Annotated in this window: 18 protein-coding genes and 1 pseudogene; 12 read left to right on the top strand and 7 right to left on the bottom strand. The window is 63.4% G+C overall.

Going from position 1 to position 18055, the window contains the following annotated elements; all coding sequences use genetic code 11:
- Nucleotides 1-269 precede the first annotated feature (269 nt).
- From HF027_RS06560 to rimI, 8 genes and pseudogenes are all read left to right on the top strand, one after another.
- Nucleotides 270-1616 (top strand): OmpP1/FadL family transporter, encoded by a 1347-nt coding sequence (locus HF027_RS06560; RefSeq protein WP_168014044.1) that lies wholly within the window; start codon nt 270-272, stop codon nt 1614-1616.
- A gap of 186 nt (nt 1617-1802) precedes the next feature.
- Nucleotides 1803-2901 (top strand): peptide chain release factor 2 gene (gene prfB / locus HF027_RS06555; RefSeq protein WP_168014042.1). Its coding sequence is split into 2 segments (ribosomal slippage): nt 1803-1877 and nt 1879-2901, totalling 1098 coding nucleotides; the frame shifts between segments, so codons are not numbered across the junction.
- A gap of 67 nt (nt 2902-2968) precedes the next feature.
- Nucleotides 2969-4477 (top strand): lysine--tRNA ligase, encoded by a 1509-nt coding sequence (gene lysS / locus HF027_RS06550; RefSeq protein WP_168014040.1) that lies wholly within the window; start codon nt 2969-2971, stop codon nt 4475-4477.
- Between the two features lie 159 nt (nt 4478-4636).
- A complete protein-coding gene (locus tag HF027_RS06545) occupies nt 4637-5023 on the top strand; it encodes a hypothetical protein (protein WP_136255512.1) in 387 nt (128 codons plus the stop codon).
- A 162-nt stretch (nt 5024-5185) separates the two neighbouring features.
- Nucleotides 5186-5323 (top strand): annotated as a pseudogene (locus tag HF027_RS15585) (MFS transporter); the annotation flags it as partial.
- Between the two features lie 185 nt (nt 5324-5508).
- Nucleotides 5509-5820 carry a BolA family protein gene (locus tag HF027_RS06535; RefSeq protein ID WP_168014038.1) on the top strand — a complete coding sequence of 104 codons (312 nt, stop codon included), beginning with the start codon at nt 5509-5511 and terminating at the stop codon, nt 5818-5820.
- Complete coding sequence (locus tag HF027_RS06530; RefSeq protein ID WP_168014036.1) at nt 5817-6914, top strand: hypothetical protein; 1098 nt, start codon at nt 5817-5819, stop codon at nt 6912-6914. Before HF027_RS06535 ends, HF027_RS06530 begins: the two co-directional genes overlap by 4 nt.
- Nucleotides 6911-7384, top strand: coding sequence for a ribosomal protein S18-alanine N-acetyltransferase (rimI, locus tag HF027_RS06525; protein WP_245184557.1), 474 nt, complete (start codon nt 6911-6913; stop codon nt 7382-7384). Before HF027_RS06530 ends, rimI begins: the two co-directional genes overlap by 4 nt.
- A gap of 158 nt (nt 7385-7542) precedes the next feature.
- On the opposite strand, the gene HF027_RS06520 is transcribed toward rimI, so the two are convergent.
- Entirely contained in the window at nt 7543-7752 is a 210-nt protein-coding gene (locus HF027_RS06520; protein WP_168014034.1) for a cell division protein ZapB, read from the bottom strand.
- A gap of 93 nt (nt 7753-7845) precedes the next feature.
- On the bottom strand, nt 7846-8481 hold the full coding sequence (rsmD, locus tag HF027_RS06515) for a 16S rRNA (guanine(966)-N(2))-methyltransferase RsmD (RefSeq protein ID WP_168014032.1): 636 nt from the start codon (nt 8479-8481) through the stop codon (nt 7846-7848).
- A gap of 92 nt (nt 8482-8573) precedes the next feature.
- Here rsmD and ftsY point away from each other — a divergent pair, with 92 nt between their 5' ends.
- The 4 genes from ftsY (at nt 8574) to rpoH (ending at nt 12771) form a co-directional block, all read left to right on the top strand.
- Nucleotides 8574-10016 carry a signal recognition particle-docking protein FtsY gene (ftsY, locus tag HF027_RS06510; RefSeq protein WP_168014031.1) on the top strand — a complete coding sequence of 481 codons (1443 nt, stop codon included), beginning with the start codon at nt 8574-8576 and terminating at the stop codon, nt 10014-10016.
- An 11-nt stretch (nt 10017-10027) separates the two neighbouring features.
- Entirely contained in the window at nt 10028-10696 is a 669-nt protein-coding gene (ftsE, locus tag HF027_RS06505) for a cell division ATP-binding protein FtsE (RefSeq protein ID WP_168014030.1), read from the top strand.
- Nucleotides 10693-11685, top strand: coding sequence for a permease-like cell division protein FtsX (gene ftsX / locus HF027_RS06500; protein ID WP_168014029.1), 993 nt, complete (start codon nt 10693-10695; stop codon nt 11683-11685). The genes ftsE and ftsX overlap by 4 nt, the downstream gene beginning before the upstream one ends.
- Nucleotides 11686-11901: 216 nt before the next feature.
- A complete protein-coding gene (rpoH, locus tag HF027_RS06495; RefSeq protein WP_136255521.1) occupies nt 11902-12771 on the top strand; it encodes an RNA polymerase sigma factor RpoH in 870 nt (289 codons plus the stop codon).
- 178 nt (nt 12772-12949) lie between these two features.
- Here rpoH and slmA read toward each other — a convergent pair whose 3' ends face one another.
- The 5 genes from slmA to coaBC all read right to left on the bottom strand — a co-directional run bounded on the left by slmA (nt 12950) and on the right by coaBC (nt 18016).
- The gene (gene slmA, locus HF027_RS06490) at nt 12950-13567 is read right to left on the bottom strand and encodes a nucleoid occlusion factor SlmA (protein WP_168014028.1); all 618 of its coding nucleotides are present in this window, start codon (nt 13565-13567) and stop codon (nt 12950-12952) included.
- 85 nt (nt 13568-13652) lie between these two features.
- Nucleotides 13653-14555: an acetylglutamate kinase gene (argB, locus tag HF027_RS06485; protein WP_168014027.1), complete on the bottom strand. Its 903-nt coding sequence runs from the start codon at nt 14553-14555 to the stop codon at nt 13653-13655.
- A gap of 119 nt (nt 14556-14674) precedes the next feature.
- The gene (locus HF027_RS06480) at nt 14675-16057 is read right to left on the bottom strand and encodes a phosphomannomutase/phosphoglucomutase (protein WP_168014026.1); all 1383 of its coding nucleotides are present in this window, start codon (nt 16055-16057) and stop codon (nt 14675-14677) included.
- Nucleotides 16058-16175: 118 nt separating this feature from the next.
- Nucleotides 16176-16688: a dUTP diphosphatase gene (dut, locus tag HF027_RS06475; RefSeq protein ID WP_168014025.1), complete on the bottom strand. Its 513-nt coding sequence runs from the start codon at nt 16686-16688 to the stop codon at nt 16176-16178.
- Nucleotides 16685-18016: a bifunctional phosphopantothenoylcysteine decarboxylase/phosphopantothenate--cysteine ligase CoaBC gene (coaBC, locus tag HF027_RS06470; RefSeq protein ID WP_168014024.1), complete on the bottom strand. Its 1332-nt coding sequence runs from the start codon at nt 18014-18016 to the stop codon at nt 16685-16687. Before coaBC ends, dut begins: the two co-directional genes overlap by 4 nt.
- Nucleotides 18017-18055 lie beyond the last annotated feature (39 nt).

The raw sequence follows: 18055 nt of genomic DNA, 5'->3' as shown, positions 1-18055 counted from the left end.
CTCGCGGCCTTTGATGCTTCAAGTGTAAAACCTTTGGGTTACACAAAGGTCAAGCGCTGCTTGGCGCCGCCGCCAGCGTCGGCAGGTGGGTTGAGTAAGTCTATGAAAGTTCAGAGAGAATGGATGCCTGATGCTAAAGTATGAGCAAATTTGGCATTAAAACGATCGTTTGTTCTTGATCCGGGCGACGTTTTCCGCCAAAAGGAAGGTATCCGCTCGCCTGGTGCGGGTGAGGAACGCCAGCCCTTCCTGAAACAGGACACCAAACGATGCATTACAAGACCAACAAGCTCGCCATCGCCGTTGCCCTTGCCTCTGCCGGCCTGATGGCCAGCCAGGCCTTTGCCGCCGGCTTCCAGGTGCGCGAACAGAGCGCCAAGACCCTGGCCAACGCCCTGTCGAACGCCGCCGCCGGCGCGGAAGATGTAAGCTTCATGGCCTATAACCCGGCCGCCATCGGCAATATCGATGGCGACCAGGTGGCTGTAGGGGTCGCCTATATCGATGCCAACTTCGAACTCAAGGATGCCGAAGCCACTAGCCTCACCGGAACCAACTATGATCGGGGTGGTTCCCGTCAGGGCGGCGAGAGCGCGGTGGTGCCGAGTTTCGCCGTCAAGACCCGTGCCAGCGAGCGTATCGACCTGGGCCTGGCGATCTACTCGCCCTACGGGCTCGCGACCAAGTATGACGAGGACTGGATCGGGCGCTATCACGCCATCGAGACCGAGCTCACCACCATCGATATCCAGCCCACCATCAACTTCCGCGTCAATGACCGCTGGTCGGTGGCGACAGGCCTGATCGCCGAATATGGCGATGCGACTATCTCCAATGCAGTCGACTTTGGCTCAGCTGCTCGCTTGAAGGGTGACCCTAGAGCAACTCCAGGGGGGGATGATGTTATTGGCACCGTCACGGGGGATGATTGGGGCTACGGCTTTACCCTGGGCACACTCTTCCAGGTCACCGACAAGACGCGCCTGGGCCTTAGCTACCGCTCTGAAATTGATCTTAAGCTCGAGGGCGGCGTGTCTTATGAAGGCACTACCCCTTATTCAGATGGAGCCGTCGCGGCTGAGTCCGATCCTCGTATTGTTGACGGCGGCGGCACGGCCGATATCTCGACGCCCGCCAATGCCAATATCGGTGTCTTCCATCAGCTGACCCCAAGGCTTGCCCTGATGGCCAATGCCAGCTGGACCGACTGGAGCTCCTTCGAGGAACTGAAGGTAGAATTTGATAGTGGGGGCGACAGCACCACTACCGAGAATTGGGAGGATTCCTGGGCCTACTCGGTGGGCGCCAACTACGCGCTGACCGACAAGTGGCTGCTGCGCACCGGTCTTGGCTACGACGAGACACCGGTGCCGAGTGCCGAGTTCCGCACACCGCGGGTACCGGACGCCGATCGTACCTGGGCAACGCTGGGCGCGACCTACCAGGCAACCGAGAACCTCGGCGTGACCGCCGGCTACATGCGCGTCTTCGGTGATGGTGGCAAGATCGACCAGGAGGCGACGGCCACCAACGAAAACGCAAGCAAGGGCAATCTGTCCGGCGAATACGATGTGTCGGCGAATGTCTTTGCCCTGTCGATGGACTACCGCTTCTGATTACACGAGATAATGCCTGATCCTCACCCCAGCGACCCCGGCCCATGGGCCGGGGTCGTTGCGTTGCGCTCCTTGCGAGCGGGATGGCCGGGTGCCGCGGGGTTCGCTACAATGGGGCGCTTTTTCACCCGAGACGTTTTGACGTCTCGGGATCTTTACTTGCTAGAGAACTCAGGCAGCGAATTCATGCTAGAGACCAACCCGATTCATACCCAGATCAAGGACCTGTCCGAACGGACAGACGTCCTGAGGGGGTATCTTTGACTATGCCGAGAAGAAAGACCGGCTAGAGGAAGTGACCCGCGAACTCGAGGACCCCAGCGTCTGGAGCGATCCGGACTATGCCCAGAAGCTCGGCAAGGAGCGGGCGTCGCTGGAAGCCGTTGTCGAGACGATCGAGACCCTCGAACAGGGCCTGGCCGATAATGGTGATCTGCTCGAACTGGCCGAGATGGAAGAGGATCAGGACACCGTCGATGAGGTCAGTCGTGAGCTCGATGGACTCCAGGCGAGCCTCGCCAAGCTCGAGTTCCGGCGCATGTTTTCCGGTGATCTTGACGAGAATAATGCCTATCTCGATATCCAGGCCGGCTCCGGTGGCACCGAGGCCCAGGACTGGGGCAACATCCTGCTGCGGATGTATCTGCGCTGGGTCGAGCATCACGGCTTCAAGGCCGATATCATCGAAATTTCGGCGGGAGACGTGGCTGGCATCAAGTCGGCGACCATCCACGTTCAGGGCGACCATGCCTTCGGCTGGTTGCGCACCGAGACCGGCGTGCATCGCCTGGTGCGCAAGAGTCCCTTCGACTCCGGCGGCCGCCGTCATACGTCCTTCGCCTCGGTGTTCGTGTCCCCCGAGATCGATGACAGCTTCGAGGTCGACATCAACCCCTCGGACCTGCGCACCGATACCTATCGCTCCAGCGGCGCCGGTGGCCAGCACGTCAACACCACCGATTCGGCCGTGCGTATCACCCACGAACCGACCGGCATCGTGGTGGCCTGCCAGAACCAGCGCAGCCAGCATGCCAACCGTGACCAGGCCATGAAGATGCTCAAGGCCCGGATCTACGAACGGGAGATGCAGGAACGCAACGCGGCCAAGCAGCAGGCCGAGGAAGCCAAGGCCGACATCGGCTGGGGCAGTCAGATCCGTTCCTATGTCCTCGATGACCAGCGGATCAAGGACCTGCGCACCGGCGTACAGTCCAGCAACTGCGAGAAGGTCCTCGACGGGGACCTGGATCAGTTCATCGAAGCCAGTCTCAAGCAAGGGCTGTGAGCGACACGGGCAGCGCCACGCTGCCCGTTTCACACACCCGTCGCCCCATCACATTTCAGGTAGCGTAATGGCCCATCAAGATCCCACTTCGCCCGATGAAAATCATCTGATCGCCGAGCGCCGTGCCAAGCTGGCCGAGCGTCGCGAGCTTGCGCAGCGCACTGGCTCAAGCGCCTTCCCCAACGATTTCCGCCGCGACAGCCTGGCCCTTGAGCTCGACGCCGAGCTTGGCGACAAGGACAAGGCCGAGCTCGAGGCCCTGGACCGTCAGGCGGCCGTGGCCGGGCGCATCATGCGCAAGCGCGGTCCCTTTATCGTCATCCAGGATTCATCTGCCCAGATCCAGCTCTACGTCGACAAGAAAGGGCTGCCCGCAGAGGTGCTCGACGACATCAAGGGCTGGGACATCGGCGATATCGTCGCCGGTCGCGGCCCGGTGCATAAGTCCGGCAAGGGCGATCTGTACGTCAAGATGGACGAGGCCAGGCTCCTGACCAAGAGCCTGCGCCCGCTGCCTGACAAGTTCCACGGCCTTACCGATCAGGAAGCGCGCTACCGTCAGCGTTATGTCGACCTGATCATGAATCAGGACTCGCGGCGTACCTTCGAGGTGCGGGCCGGCGTGATCTCCTCGATCCGGCGTTTCTTCGAGACTCGCGGCTTCATGGAAGTCGAGACGCCGATGCTGCAGGCGATCCCCGGCGGCGCCACGGCACGGCCCTTCAAGACCCACCACAATGCGCTGGACATCGACATGTTCCTGCGCATCGCCCCGGAGCTGTACCTCAAGCGTTTGGTGGTCGGTGGCTTCGAGCGGGTCTTCGAGATCAATCGCAACTTCCGTAACGAGGGGCTGTCCACCCGGCACAACCCCGAGTTCACCATGCTCGAGTTCTATTGGGCCTACGCGGACTATCTCGATCTGCTCGACCTGACCGAGGAGATGATTCGCAATGCCGCCAAGGAAGTGCTCGGCACCACCACGGTCGAGTACCAGGGCACCACCTTCGAGCTGGACAAGCCGTTCAAGCGCCTGACCATGCGCCAGGCGATTCTCGAGCACGGCGAGGGCATCCAGGATGCCGAGCTTGATAGCCTCGAGGCCGCCCGTGCGCTTTCCAAGCGGCTCGGCATCGAGGTCAAGGAAGGCTGGGGGCTCGGCAAGCTGCACACCGAGATATTCGAGGAAGTCGCCGAGGAAAAACTCGAGCAGCCGACCTTCATCACCGCCTACCCGGCCGAGGTCAGCCCGCTGGCGCGTCGCAATGACGAAGATCCCTTCGTCACCGACCGCTTCGAGTTCTTCATCGGCGGTCGCGAGATCGCCAACGGCTTCTCGGAGCTCAACGACGCCGAGGATCAGGCCGAGCGCTTCAAGGCCCAGGTGGCCGAGAAGGAAGCCGGCGACCTCGAGGCCATGTACTACGACGCCGACTATGTGCGCGCGCTCGAGTACGGCCTGCCGCCGACCGCCGGCGAAGGCATCGGCATCGACCGGCTGGTGATGCTGTTCACCGATAGCCCGTCGATCCGCGATGTATTGCTGTTCCCGGCGATGCGCCCGGAAGTCGATTAAAGGGAGCTGACCCTTGCTCGCCGCCTTTGTCGTTGCCGATGAGGCGGCTTTCCGGCGTGTATTTCGCCGAGAGGGCGGGGAACTGTTGGTAACGCGCGGTCACAGCACCCATAATAGTCGTCGTTTCGCCGTCGTGGCATGCAAGTCGAGGAGAGTCCAATGAAACTGCTCAACCGCTCCGCTCTGAGCGTCAAGCCGACCCAGCTGTTCGTGGACTGGATCAACTCGCTGGAACCCACGGTGGGCGACGATGACCTGACCCTTGAGGACGTCGATCGCGAGAATACCGTCTACCTGATTCCCGAGATGGACTCACCGGAGGCCCTCGAAGGCTTCGTGCGTGAACGCTATCTGGAAATCCTTGAGTCCGAGCTACAGGCCTGGGAAGAGGATCGACGCCAGTGGCCCGAGTCCCTCGACTGGGCGCTGTTCCAGCGCTTCGTGCGCGTCGAGCACAGCTACCTGGCGGTCGACCTTGATGACGAGGCTCCGCTTGAAGTCGCCGAGATCGATGACGAACTGCTGCTCGAGCACGAGCAGGACTAGCCGGCGATGACCAGGCCGCGATAGCGGGTACGTCCGGCGAGGCCTGATCTCTAGCTTCTCGTCTCGGAAAAGACCGGCTGCGGCCGGTTTTTTCATGTTGGCCCCATGCGGCGGCGCAGCGTGTCCTGGCCAGCCTCATCTCGCCTGCCCGGCCAGTAGTTTATGAGTCGATTGTTCGAAACCCGCCCCGAGGACGACGGCCTTCCTGGTCGCGAGCGACGACTGGCGGTGCTGGCGCTGATTACCGGCACCAGCATGGCGGTCATCGATGCCACCATGATCAATATCGCCCTGCCGTCTTGTCGACACTGGGGCTTGCCATCCTGCTCGTTGGCCTCGCCTGCCTGGCCTGTGCGCTGTCGCTTGCGGTCAGCCAGCGCCGTATTCCGTTGGCGGCCGAACCGTTACAGGCCGCATCGCCGCGGCCCGATTAGGCGAGTACAATGGTGTTTTCATTTTCCCACCCATCAGTGCGAGGCCCCGTCATGAGCGTTCAGGCGCGCATCGAAGACACGCTGGAAACTCTTGAGCCGTCCCATGTGACGGTCGAGAACGAGAGTCATATGCACAATGTGCCAGCCAATTCCGAGACTCACTTCAAGGTCACGCTGGTGTCCGAGCATTTTGCCGGCCTGATGCCGGTCAAGCGCCACCAGAAGGTGTATGCGCTGCTGGCCGACGAGCTGGCAGGTCCGGTGCATGCCCTGGCGTTGCACCTCTATACGCCCGATGAGTGGCAGGTCCGTGGAGAGGCGCGTCCGGACTCGCCTAACTGCCGGGGTGGCGGCCGCTCGTGAACGAACCGCAGCGCCTGCAGTATCTTGAGGCGATGGGCCTGACCGCCTGGGTCGGGCGCTATCGCCTGCCCAATGCCGCGGCTACCGAGGTCTGTGCCTGGGAAGAGCCGGCGGCGCCTGCGGCCAAGGCTCCGGCCGCGCGATTACAGGCCCTGATGGAAGACGTGGCTGAATCTCGCCCTTCGCCCTCGACCGGGGTCAACGGGCGACAGGACGCGCGGCCTGCCGATTCAGGCGCTTCTCAAGACGCCGCCGATAGAGGGGCTGACAGAGGGCCTGCTAGAGGGGCTGATAGACAGGCAGACAAGCCTTCTGGAAAGGGCGTTGGCCGGGTGCGGGCGCTGCTGAGGGGAGAGGATCCAGAGGCGCAAGCCTCGTCCGCTCAAGAGCGGTCGCCTCACGAGGCTCAGGGGCAGAACGCTAAGCCCCAAGAAGGGAAGTCTCACGAACGTACGTTCCAGGACGCCAAGCCTCATGAAGGGCAGACGCAAGAGCGCTTGCCACAAGAACCCCAGGCCGATGCATCCGCCACAGCGACGAAGGCCATCTACGGCGAGGGGCATGCATCGCCCCCCGGCGAGGCGCTGCGTTTCTCGCTGCAGGTCGCTGCCCTCGAGGGTCGTTGGTTATTGGTGCTGCCTTCCGCGTCGCCCCCGGGCGAGATGCCACGGCGTCTGCTGGCTAACCTGCTGCGCGCCGCCGGCATCCGGCCGGCCGAGATGCCGGCGTTTCAGCACTTCCGCTGGCCGATGATGGACGAACTGCCGGTCTCGGCTCCCCTGGAGGAGGCGCGCGATGGCCTGCGTGCCTTTATCGATGGCCGCCGTCGTCAGGGCTGGCAGCCCGAGCGGCTGCTGGTGTTCGGCGAAGATACGACGCTTTCCCGGGTGCTGGCTATCGAAGATGGGATCTGCCCCCTGCTGGATATTCCCGCCTGGCAAGGGCCGTCATTGGAGGTCCTGGCAGCCGATGCCGCGGCCAAGCGCGACCTTTGGCCGTCGCTGCGCCACTGGGGTGAGGCTTGGCAGAGTGGGGCGCTTAAGGACGGGGCACGCGATGATGTGCCCGGTGATGACGGCGTGAGTGTGCCATGAGCGCTATGTCACAGGTGGTCGTGCTGACGCCCGACTGGCATGACGCCGTTGTATCGGTGGAAGAGGCCGGTCAGCCTCACCCCTGGTCGGTGGATCAACTCGCCAAAGCGCTCGAGGCCGACGACCATGAGGTCGTAGGCATGCAACGCCCTGACGGTGAAGCTGGCTCGCTTGTCGGCTTCGCCGTGCTTGCTCGCTTGCCGTTCGAGGCCGAGCTGCAGGCGATTACCGTGGCTGCCTCGGCAAGACGCCAGGGCGTGGCGCGGGCACTACTCGAGCGGCTGATCGCGACGGCGAGCCATTGGGGGAGCGAGCGGCTGTTGCTTGAGGTGCGCGAAAGCAACGCGCCGGCACTGGCGCTCTATCGGGGGCTTGGTTTCGTAGCAGAAGGGCGGCGGCGCGGCTATTACCCTGCGCTAGCGGTATCGGCGCCACGTGAGGATGCGTTACTGATGGCGCTAACGCTCTAGGTAGCGTGCAGGCGTTATCTCGGTACGTGCCGCTTACGAGATGTTGCTGAATCTATGTCTCTAAACAATGCTGAACCGTGGCAAGGCGCCTCGTGGCACTGCCGATATCTCAAGCCCAGGCGCCACTAATGTGACGCCTGGCTTGAAATCGCGTGCGATCAGGACGCGTCGGTATCGCTGCTGTCACCGGTCTCCAGGGCCTGGAACTTGGTTACCAGCCCGCTCAGGCGCTGCTCCCACTCATCGTGTTCCTGCTTGAGGCGGGCATTCTCCTCGCGCAGCTCCTCGGCTTCCATCTTCAGCATTTCGATCGCTTCGACGGCATTGTTGACTTGCTGCTCGAGCTGATTGAAGAGTTCGATGCTCATCCTGTTTCTCCTGATGACAGTCTGCCTTCACTGGCAGACGGGTGGTGGTCAGGGCGCAGCGTACGACGGGTGGCGCGGCTCGGCAAGCGTCGTCTAGGGCAGACGGTAGAGCCGCCCGCTGCTGTCGCCGGCACGCACTTCCCGATGCAGCATCCAGTCCTCGGGTACGCAGGGGGTGAGCTCTGTCTCGACTTCCAGATAAACCCAGGCGCCGGCGGCCAGCAGGCCGCCATCGGCAAGCCGGCGACAGCTCTGCTCGGCGAGGCCCAGGCGAAAGGGCGGGTCCAGAAAGACCAGATCGAAGGGCGCTGCAGCGGTGTTCAACATGTCGTCGAGAAATGCCTCGGCGGTGGCTGAAATGACGCGGCCGTTGGCGCCCAGCGTGGCAATATTGGCGTCCAGTGCCCGGGCAACCGGGGCGCTCTGTTCAACGAACAGCGCCTCCCGGGCGCCTCGTGACAGTGCCTCGAGACCCAGTGCGCCGGTGCCGGCATACAGATCCAGTACGCGTGCGCCATTGGTGGCGACGGACAGCCAGTTGAACAGGGTTTCGCGAACCCGGTCGGGCGTCGGGCGCAGGCCAGGGTGGTCGAGTACCGGAAGCTGGCGGCGGCGATAGTCGCCACCGATGATCCGCAGGCGGCCGGCGTCCCGGCGGCCGGTGCCTTGGCTACCCTGGGTCTTGCCCTGGCGGCTGGAACGGGATGAAGAGGGGCTACGTCGTTTCATGGTCGGGTGATTGTACCCGTGGCCTTGTCCACAGTCATGGTCGGCGATGGTACGATGAGTCAATTCTCTGCACTCGAGACCAGATCACGCCCATGTTCGGATTATTCAAGCGAAAGAAGAAACAGGACCCGTCACAGCAAGAGCAGGCACCGGACCAGGAGGTGACTCCTGACGCATCGGAAGATGCGGCCGATGATGCCAGGGCGACGGACACCGATAGCGACGAGCGAAACGGCGATACTCAAACCGCCGAGACGCCTAGCGCCCGTGACGAGCGTGTCGCACCCGATGAGGTATCGGCTGAGCCGACAGCCGACAAGCGGGCTGAAAGCGACTCGACTGAAGACGATGCCAAGGCTGCAGCTGATGCGGCGGCCGAGCATCGCCAGGGCGGTGTCTCCGAGCAGGTCGCTGAGCAGGCTCCCGTCGAGGGTGCCCTGACGCCCGAGCAACCACCCAAGGCACCGCCCGAGCCAGAGGTTACCCCTTCCGTTGCTGAGGCGGCGCCTTCGTCTGAGCCGGCCGCCGAGGAAAAGCGCGACGCAAGCCCTGGTCATGAGTCGATGCCCCAGCCGAGCACCGAACCGGAGAAGGGTAAGAAGAAGGGCTGGTTCGCGCGTATCAAGGAAGGCCTAGGCAAGACGCGCTCCAACCTGAGCGAGGGGCTCGCCGGTCTGTTCCTCGGCAAGAAGCAGATCGATGACGAGCTGATGGAGGATCTCGAGACTCAGCTCTTGATGGCGGATGTGGGCATCGAGGCCACCACCGAGATTATCGATCGACTGACCGCTCGGGTCTCCCGCAAGGAGCTCAAGGAGCCTCAAGCGCTCTATGGCGCTCTGCAGGACGAGCTTGCGGCGCTGCTCGAGCCGGTGGCCAAGGATCTGGTGCTGCCCGAGAAAGGGCAGGGCCCCTTCGTGATCCTGATGGTTGGCGTCAACGGGGTCGGCAAGACCACCACGATCGGCAAGCTGGCCAAGCGTTTTCAGGGGCAGGGACGAAGCGTGATGCTCGCCGCCGGTGATACCTTCCGCGCTGCCGCCGTCGAGCAGCTCAAGGTATGGGGGGAACGTAACAGCGTACCGGTGATTGCCCAGCACACCGGCTCCGATAGTGCCTCGGTGATCTATGACGCGCTTTCCGCGGCCAAGGCTCGCGGTATCGACGTACTGATCGCCGATACCGCCGGGCGCCTGCATAACAAGGGCCACCTGATGGAAGAGCTCAAGAAGGTGCAGCGGGTGATGGGCAAGCTCGACGCCTCTGCTCCCCATGAGGTGATGCTGGTGCTGGACGCCGGCACTGGCCAGAACGCGCTGTCCCAGGCCGCCACCTTCAATGAGGCGGTACCGGTCACGGGCATCACGCTGACCAAGCTCGATGGGACCGCCAAGGGCGGCATCATCTTCGCACTGGCCAAGCAGCTCGGCACACCGATTCGCTATATTGGCGTCGGCGAGACGGTCGATGACCTGCGGCCCTTCGCCGGTCGTGATTTCGTCGATGCGCTCTTCGACGTGTCTCGCAGCGAGTGAGGCGTTAAGCGATGATCGCCTTCGAGCATGTCGGCAAGCGCTATGGCGGGCGTTTCGAAGCGCTGGCCAACATCGACTTTCGGGTCCGGCGCGGCGAAATGGTCTTTCTGACCGGCCATTCCGGGGCCGGCAAGAGCTCACTACTGCGCCTGATCATGAGGCTGGAGCGGCCGTCCCGTGGCAAGATACGGGTGGCGGGTCATGACATCGCTGGGCTGCACGCCAGCCAGGTGCCGTTCTACCGGCGCCAGATCGGCGTGGTCTTTCAGGATCACCAGCTGCTCTTCGATCGCGATGTGTTCGCCAACGTGGCGCTGCCACTAGAGATTCAGGGGGCAGAGCCCCGAGAGATCGCGCGTCGCACCCGGGCGGCCCTCGACAAGGTGGGGCTCTTGCATCGCGAGAAGGCGCTGCCTATCGAGCTCTCCGGTGGTGAGCAGCAGCGCATCGGCATTGCCCGTGCGGTGGTCAACAAGCCGGCGCTTTTGCTGGCCGATGAGCCGACCGGTAACCTTGATCCCCAGCTTTCCGCCGACATCATGACGCTGTTCGAAGACTTCAATCGCATTGGCACCACGGTGCTGGTGGCAAGCCACGATCTGGCGCTCATCGCCCGGCTGCGCCATCGTGTGCTGCGCCTGGGCGAGGGCCGCCTGGTCGGTGATCAGGAGGCCTCATGAGTGAACGTGAAAACGCTCAAGCGGCGAGTGGCACCTCGAGGCGTGGAGCACGAAGTCAACGCACGGTGATGCGCAGCCGGCTTAGCGCCTGGGCCCGACACCACCGGGCCATGTGCCGGGACAGTGCCACACGCCTGATTCGCACGCCTGTCGCCAGTTTGCTGACCATGCTGGCCATCGCCATTGCCCTGATGCTGCCCACCGCTCTGTGGCTGACGCTTGATGGGGCTCGCCTGCTGGATACCCAGCTCGACGAGAGCGCGACACTGACGGCCTATCTGGAAAGTGATGTCGATGAGCGCGAAGCGATGCGCGTAGCCGAGGCACTGGGTTCGACGCCGGCGGTCGAGGCGATACGGCTGATCACGGCCGCCGAAGGTATGGCCGAGTTCCAGCAGGCGTTGGGGCTCGAGGATGCCCTCGACCGGCTCACGACCAATCCCCTGCCGGCAAGTGTTGTCGTCTCGCCTCGGGATGCATCGCCTGATGCCATGCGCACGCTGGCGACCGAGCTTGAAGCGGTCAGCGGCGTGGATGAGGTGCGTGTGGATCTTGCCTGGCTTGAGCGTCTCAAACGCCTTGCCGAGCTTGGTCGCCGGGTGACCCTGGCGCTTGGCGTGCTGTTCGGTCTGGGGGTGCTGCTGGTGGTGGGCAACACCATCCGGCTGGCGGTAGAGAGCCGTCGCCAGGAGATTGAGGTCGTCACCCTGCTCGGGGCAACCCACGCCTTCGTGCGCCGGCCCTTCCTGTACAGCGGTGCCTGGTATGGTCTCGGTGGTGGGCTCCTGGCCTGGGGACTCTTGGCGCTGGGTCGGCAGTGGTTGAGTGCACCGGCGACGGCCCTGGCGGAGAGTTACGGCGCCAGCTTCACGATGCCTGCCCTGGATGCCATGGGCTCGGCAACGCTGCTGATTTCAAGTACACTGCTCGGTTTACTGGGGGCTTGGATCGCGGTTTCGCGTCATCTGGCTGACATCCGTCCTCAGTAGGCTACACTGCGTGTCGCGACGGACAAATGACGTCGATTGATACGAGCAACTGGCATTCTCCGGAACTTTATGGTCTGGTGAACATCCAACAGCGAAACGTTAGTCATCTAATGGTCGAGGTCGAGTCGCTTGCCTCGATCACAACGTACGCTCCCGCGCGCACGCTTTTTCATGCGTGTGCGCACGATACTGAGGGCAAACTTGGAGACATCCTGCATGAGCACCAGTCTTCTGCCTACTGGCCAATTATCCCCGGGCCACGACCTGAATGGGTACATTCAGGCGGTTAACGGTATTGCCGTACTGACCGCTGAAGAAGAGCGTGAATTGGCTTTCCGCCTTCATGACGAGAACGATCTCGAATCGGCCCGCCGGCTGGTCATGTCACATCTACGTTTCGTGGTGCATATCGCCCGCAGCTACTCCGGTTACGGCCTGCCCCAGGCAGACCTGATTCAGGAGGGCAACGTGGGCCTGATGAAGGCCGTCAAGCGTTTCGACCCGCATCAGGGCGTGCGTCTGGTCTCCTTCGCGGTGCACTGGATCAAGGCCGAGATCCATGAGTTCGTGCTGCGCAACTGGCGCATCGTCAAGATCGCTACCACCAAGGCTCAGCGCAAATTGTTCTTCAACCTGCGCAGCGCCAAGAAGCGCCTGGCTTGGCTCAACAATGACGAAGTCGATGCCATCGCCAAGGATCTCGACGTCAAGCCGCAGGTGGTGCGCGACATGGAAGGGCGGCTGTCGGCCTACGACGCTGGTTTCGATGCGTCGCCAAGCGATGATGACGAGTCCTCCTCCTATCAGGCGCCGGTCAACTTCCTCGACGACGGTCGCTATGACCCGGCGACCCAGCTCGAAGACAGTGACTGGGAAGAGGACTCTACCCGTCGTCTGCGCGCCGCTCTCGGCGAGTTGGACGAGCGCTCACAGGACATCCTGACGCGGCGCTGGCTCAATGAGCCCAAGGCGACCCTGCACGATCTGGCTGATGTCTATGGCGTATCCGCCGAGCGCATTCGTCAGCTCGAGAAAAACGCCATGAAGAAGATCAAGCATCAGATTGGCGACGCCTTGGTGGCCTAGTCGTTGCCAGGCGATTGCCCGCCATGACCGTCTAATGGCATGAAAAAACCCCCAGTGCTTCGGCATCGGGGGTTTTGCGTTTCTGGGGGGCAAGACCTCTGAGCTCTCGCCCCCTGGCTTGCGTTGCTCGAAATCAGATGCTCGCTACCAGGGCGTTGCAGCCCTTATGCGCACTGATTCAGGCGCGAGCGAGGTTTGGTACTTCAACGAGCAGTCGCTCGGCAATCAAGGTCCACTGGTCGTCCCAGAACTCGGTGGGGCGGTGCTTGAAGTCGCTCCGGACATACTGGGAGATCTGACCCTCCACATGCGCCATCAGAAGGTTGGCACTTGCCGAGGCCGAGACCCGTGGGCGGTGCTGTTCGTGAAGCTCGGCCTCGCGCAGGACCTGCTTGAGCTGTGTTTCGAGGCGCTCGAAGAGCTGGTGAATGCGCAGGCGAAGGCGCGCGGTCTCACCGGTCAGCGCATCGCCCCCGAGCAGCCGGGACAGCCCCGGGTTTTTCTCGGCGAAACCCAGCAGCAGGGTCATGATCTGCTGGCAGCGTGACAGGGCGCCGGGTGTTTCATCGAGGATGCGGCGGATACGCTCGAACAGGCTCTCCTCGATGAACTCGATCAGCCCTTCGAACATGCGGGCCTTGCTCGGGAAGTGGCGGTAGAGCGCAGCCTCCGAAACACCGACCTGGCGCGCCAGGGCGGCGATGGTGATGCGCTTGCCGCTATCTTCCTCAAGCATCAGCGCCAGCGCTTGAAGGATCTGCTCGCGGCGATTGGGTTTGTTGGTTTCCTGCGTCATGAGCTTCTTCTAATAATATTTTGGGAGTCTCTAGCTCATCCTACTGAGCCGCTGCGAGCGGGGCAATCCGCCTTGCGGCTATCTGTCAGCCCTCGCTGTCTAGGATCTGAGTGCCGACACCGGCCTTGGTGAAGATCTCCAGCAAGGTGGCGTGAGGGACGCGACCGTCGATGATATGAGCGCTTGCCACGCCGCCCTTGACCGCATCCAGGGCGCAGCGAATCTTCGGCAGCATGCCGCCGTGAATGGTGCCGTCGGCGATCAGGTTGTCCACATCCTGAGTCGAGAGCCCGGTCAGTACCTCGCCTTCGGCGTTCATCAGGCCGGCGACGTTGGTGAGCAGCATCAGCTTCTCGGCGGACAGCGCCTCGGCGATCTTGCCGGCCACCAGGTCGGCATTGATATTGTAGCTGCGCCCGGTCTCGTCGACGCCGATCGGGGCGATCACCGGGATGAAATCGCGAGCCGTGAGCATTTCGATCAGGTCGGTGGAGACATGCTCGACTTCACCGACATGGCCGATATCGATGATCTCTGAGGTAGACACTTCCGGGGTCTTCTGCTCGACCTTGAGCTGGCGGGCACGAATCTGGCCACCGTCCTTGCCGGTCATGCCGATGGCCTTGCCGCCGCATTGGTTGATCAGGTTGACGATGCCCTTGTTGACCAGGCCGCCCAGTACCATCTCGACCACGTCCATGGTCTCGGCGTCGGTGACACGCATGCCGTTGACGAAGCGTGACTCGATCTTGAGCTTGCCGAGCAGTTCGCCGATCTGCGGGCCACCGCCGTGGACCACCACCGGATTAATGCCGACTTCCTTCATCAGCACCATGTCGCGGGCGAAGGAATCGATCAGGGTGTCCTCGGTCATGGCGTTGCCGCCGTACTTCACCACGACGGTCTTGCCGGAAAAGCGCTGAATATAGGGCAGGGCCTCGGAGAGGACCTCGACGACCTGGCGAGGGTCGCGGGTATGTTCGCTCATGGTATGTCTCTCGTTGTGTCGCGCCCGACAGGGCGGGCAACGCGTTGGCATGTCGCCGGCGGCGCGGCGACGTACGCTTCAGATGAATCGATGGGTGCTACGTCGGTGTCACGCTCGTTTCAGAACGGCAGCGATATGCTTGCATCGATCTGTTTCAGTGCATCGCCGAAGCGTGCCTGGATGCGTGCAAGCGCCGCCTCGCTCTTGCCCTCGAAGCGCAGTACCAGCACCGGGGTGGTGTTGGAGGCCCGGCAAAGGCCCCAGCCATCAGGATAGTCGACGCGGATGCCGTCCAGGGTCGTCTTGACGCCGTCCTCGCCGAAGTCGGCCTCCCGGGCCAGGCGCTCGACCAGCGCGAACTTGGTCTCGTCGGTGACGGTGATATTGAGTTCCGGGGTGCCCAGGTCCTGTGGGAAGCGGGCGAAGAAGGCGTCGGCGTCCTGGTCCTGCTTCGACAGGATCTCGAGCAGGCGGGCGGCGCCGTAGAGGCCGTCGTCGAAGCCGTACCAGCGTTCCTGGAAGAAGATGTGGCCGCTCATCTCGCCGGCGAGCTGGGCGCCGGTCTCCTTCATGCGCGCCTTGATCAGGGAGTGGCCGGTGCGCCACATCTCCGGGGTGCCGCCAGCTGCCTCAATCACCTGCGCCAGGTTGCCGGTGCACTTGACGTCGAAGATGACCCGGGCGCCGGGGTTGCGCTCAAGCATGTCCTCGGCGAAGGCCATCATCAGCCGGTCCGGATAGATCAGCTCGCCCTTGGGCGTGATCACGCCGAGGCGGTCACCGTCGCCGTCGAAGGCAAGGCCGATATCGGCGCCGGTTTCCTTGACGGTGCGAATCAGGTCGGTGAGGTTCTCGGGCTTGCCCGGGTCGGGGTGGTGGTTCGGGAAGGTGCCGTCGATCTCGGCGAACAGCGGAACGGTCTCGATGCCGAGGCGTTCGATGAGCTTTGGGCCAAGCTCGCCGGCCACGCCGTTGCCGCAGTCGACCACCGCCTTGAGTGGCCGTGCCGGCGCGATATCGCCAAGAATGCGTTGCAGGTACTGCTCGCGGACATCGGCTTCGCGGATGCTGCCCTGACCGCTTGTCAGGTCATCCTTGTCGAGGCGGGTGTGCAGGGCCGTGATGGCCTCACCGGACAGGGTCTCGCCGCCGAGTACGATCTTCAGGCCGTTGTAGTCTGGCGGGTTGTGGCTGCCGGTGACCATCACCCCGGAAGCGGTGCCCTCGAGCACGTGGGTGGCGAAGTAGAGCACCGGGGTCGGCACCATGCCGATATCGATGACGTCCTGACCGGCGGCGGCCAGGCCGCGCATCAGGGCGCTTGAAAGTCGCGGCCCGGACAGGCGGCCATCGCGAGCAACCACCACGCTGGACTCGCCGCGGGCGGCGGCCTCGCTGCCGATGGCGCGTCCGATCTGCTCGACGCCGGCTTCGGTGAGAGAGTCGTCGACGATGCCGCGGATGTCGTAGGCGCGGAAGATCGAAGCGGGTACCTGAGTCATGAGGTCATTCCTTTGCAGTAGAGTGTCGGTCGAGTGGGTCGAATGCGTCCGGTGTTCGCCCCAAGTCTGAAGTGATGTCGAAGCGATGTTGGGTGATGCGCGTGGTAGAGGGCCATGTTCAATGGCGGCCCGAGCTGCCAAAACCTCCGGTGCCACGTTGGCCGGTGCCACGCTGGCTGGTATCGCCCTGGTCGGTGCCGAGTTGGCCGGCGTCGAAGTCATCGACCACCTCGAGCTTTGCCTGTACCACAGGAACAAGCACGTACTGTGCCAGGCGCTCGAAGGGTTCCAGCACGAAGCTCTGCTGGCCGCGGTTCCACACCGAGATCATCAGCTCGCCCTGGTAGTCGGAGTCGATCAGTCCCACCAGGTTGCCAAGCACGATGCCGTGCTTGTGGCCGAGCCCCGAGCGGGGAAGAATCATGCCGGCGAGCGAGGGGTCGCCGATGTGCACGGCGAGCCCGGTGCGCACCAGCTCACACTCGCCGGGGGCCAGGGTCAGCGGTGCATCGAGCAGGGCACGCAGGTCCATGCCGGCGCTGCCGGCGGTGGCATAGTGGGGCATGTGATCGCGAACGCGCTCGTCGAGAATCTTGACGGCCAGGCGCGGAGTGGAAGGAGTCGCGGTCATTGGGGGTCCTGTGATGAGGCCTTGGGGTTCTGGGTAGTGGCGATCGGTGACGAAGCGGTATCAGAGTGTTCAAGGCGCTCGAGTACGCAGTCGAGGATCGCCGTGGCGAGTGTGGCCTTGGTCTGGGCGGGTAAGGCCCGGCGGCCAAGGGGGGAATGCGGCTCGCTGCTGGCCGGCCACAGCACCAGGGCGGCGTTACTGTCCGAGCCAAAGCCCAGACCCGCCTGGGAAACATCATTGGCAACGATCATGTCGAGACCCTTACGGGCCAGCTTGTCCTGGGCATAGGCCTCGAGATCGCGCGTCTCGGCGGCAAAACCCACCACAAAGGGGCGGGTTGCACCACTACGGTGCCTTGCCACCTCGGCAATGATGTCGGGGTTCTTGACCAGTGTGAGGGTCAGCTCGTCACTCTCTGTTGTTTTCTTGATCTTGTGCTCGCTGACGTTGGCGGCTCGGTAGTCGGCGACCGCCGCGCAGCCGATGAAGACATCGCTTTGCCCTGCCAGGCGATGCGCCGCCTCCGCCATCTCGGTCGCTGAGCTCACATTGATGCGTCGCACACTGTTCGGCGTGGCAAGCGTCACGGGGCCGCTGATCAAGTGCACGGTGGCACCGAGTGCGGCTGCTGCCTCGGCAAGTGCATAGCCCATCTTCCCCGAGCTGTGGTTGGACAGATAACGCACCGGGTCCAGCGGCTCACGCGTCGGGCCGGCGGTGATGGTGACCGTCAGGCCTTGAGCCGGGCGCGCCTCGGCAGGCGCAGCATCGGGCGCCTTGAAAAGCGGCGCCATAAAGAGCGCGTCGACGATGGCTTCGGGCTCGAGCATGCGCCCGGGCCCGACATCACCGCAGGCCTGGTCACCGGCCGCAGGCCCCAGCAACTGCCAGCCATCGGCCTCGAGCTGGCGAGCATTGCGGGTGGTCGCCGGGTGACGCCACATGGCCTGGTTCATGGCCGGCGCCATCACTTTCTCGGCTTGGCTTGCCAGGCACAGGGTGGTCAACAGGTCATCGGCATGGCCGTGAACGAGGCGGGCCATCAGGTCGGCGGTGGCCGGTGCGATCAGGATCAACTCTGCCCAGCGGGCGAGCTCGATATGCCCCATGCCGGCCTCAGCCTCAGGGTCGAGCAGCGAGGTGCGTACCGCTTCGCCGGTGAGTGCCTGCAGCGTCAGCGGGGTGATGAACGCCTGAGCACCATCGGTCATGACCACGCGCACCTCGTGTCCTGCCTTCTTCAACAGGCGGGCGAGGTGGGCGCTTTTGTAGGCGGCAATGCCGGCACTGATGCCAAGTAGAATGCGCTTTCCGGAGGGGGTTGCCATCTCAGAATCCGAGCCGTGAGCGAAGCCTCATACCTTACC

Origin of the sequence: Halomonas salinarum, from assembly GCF_012062845.1 — a bacterium.
Taxonomy (GTDB): Bacteria; Pseudomonadota; Gammaproteobacteria; order Pseudomonadales; family Halomonadaceae; genus Onishia; species Onishia salinarum.
Note: the sequence above shows the minus strand (reverse complement) of the source record. Positions and strands in the feature narration are given on the sequence as shown.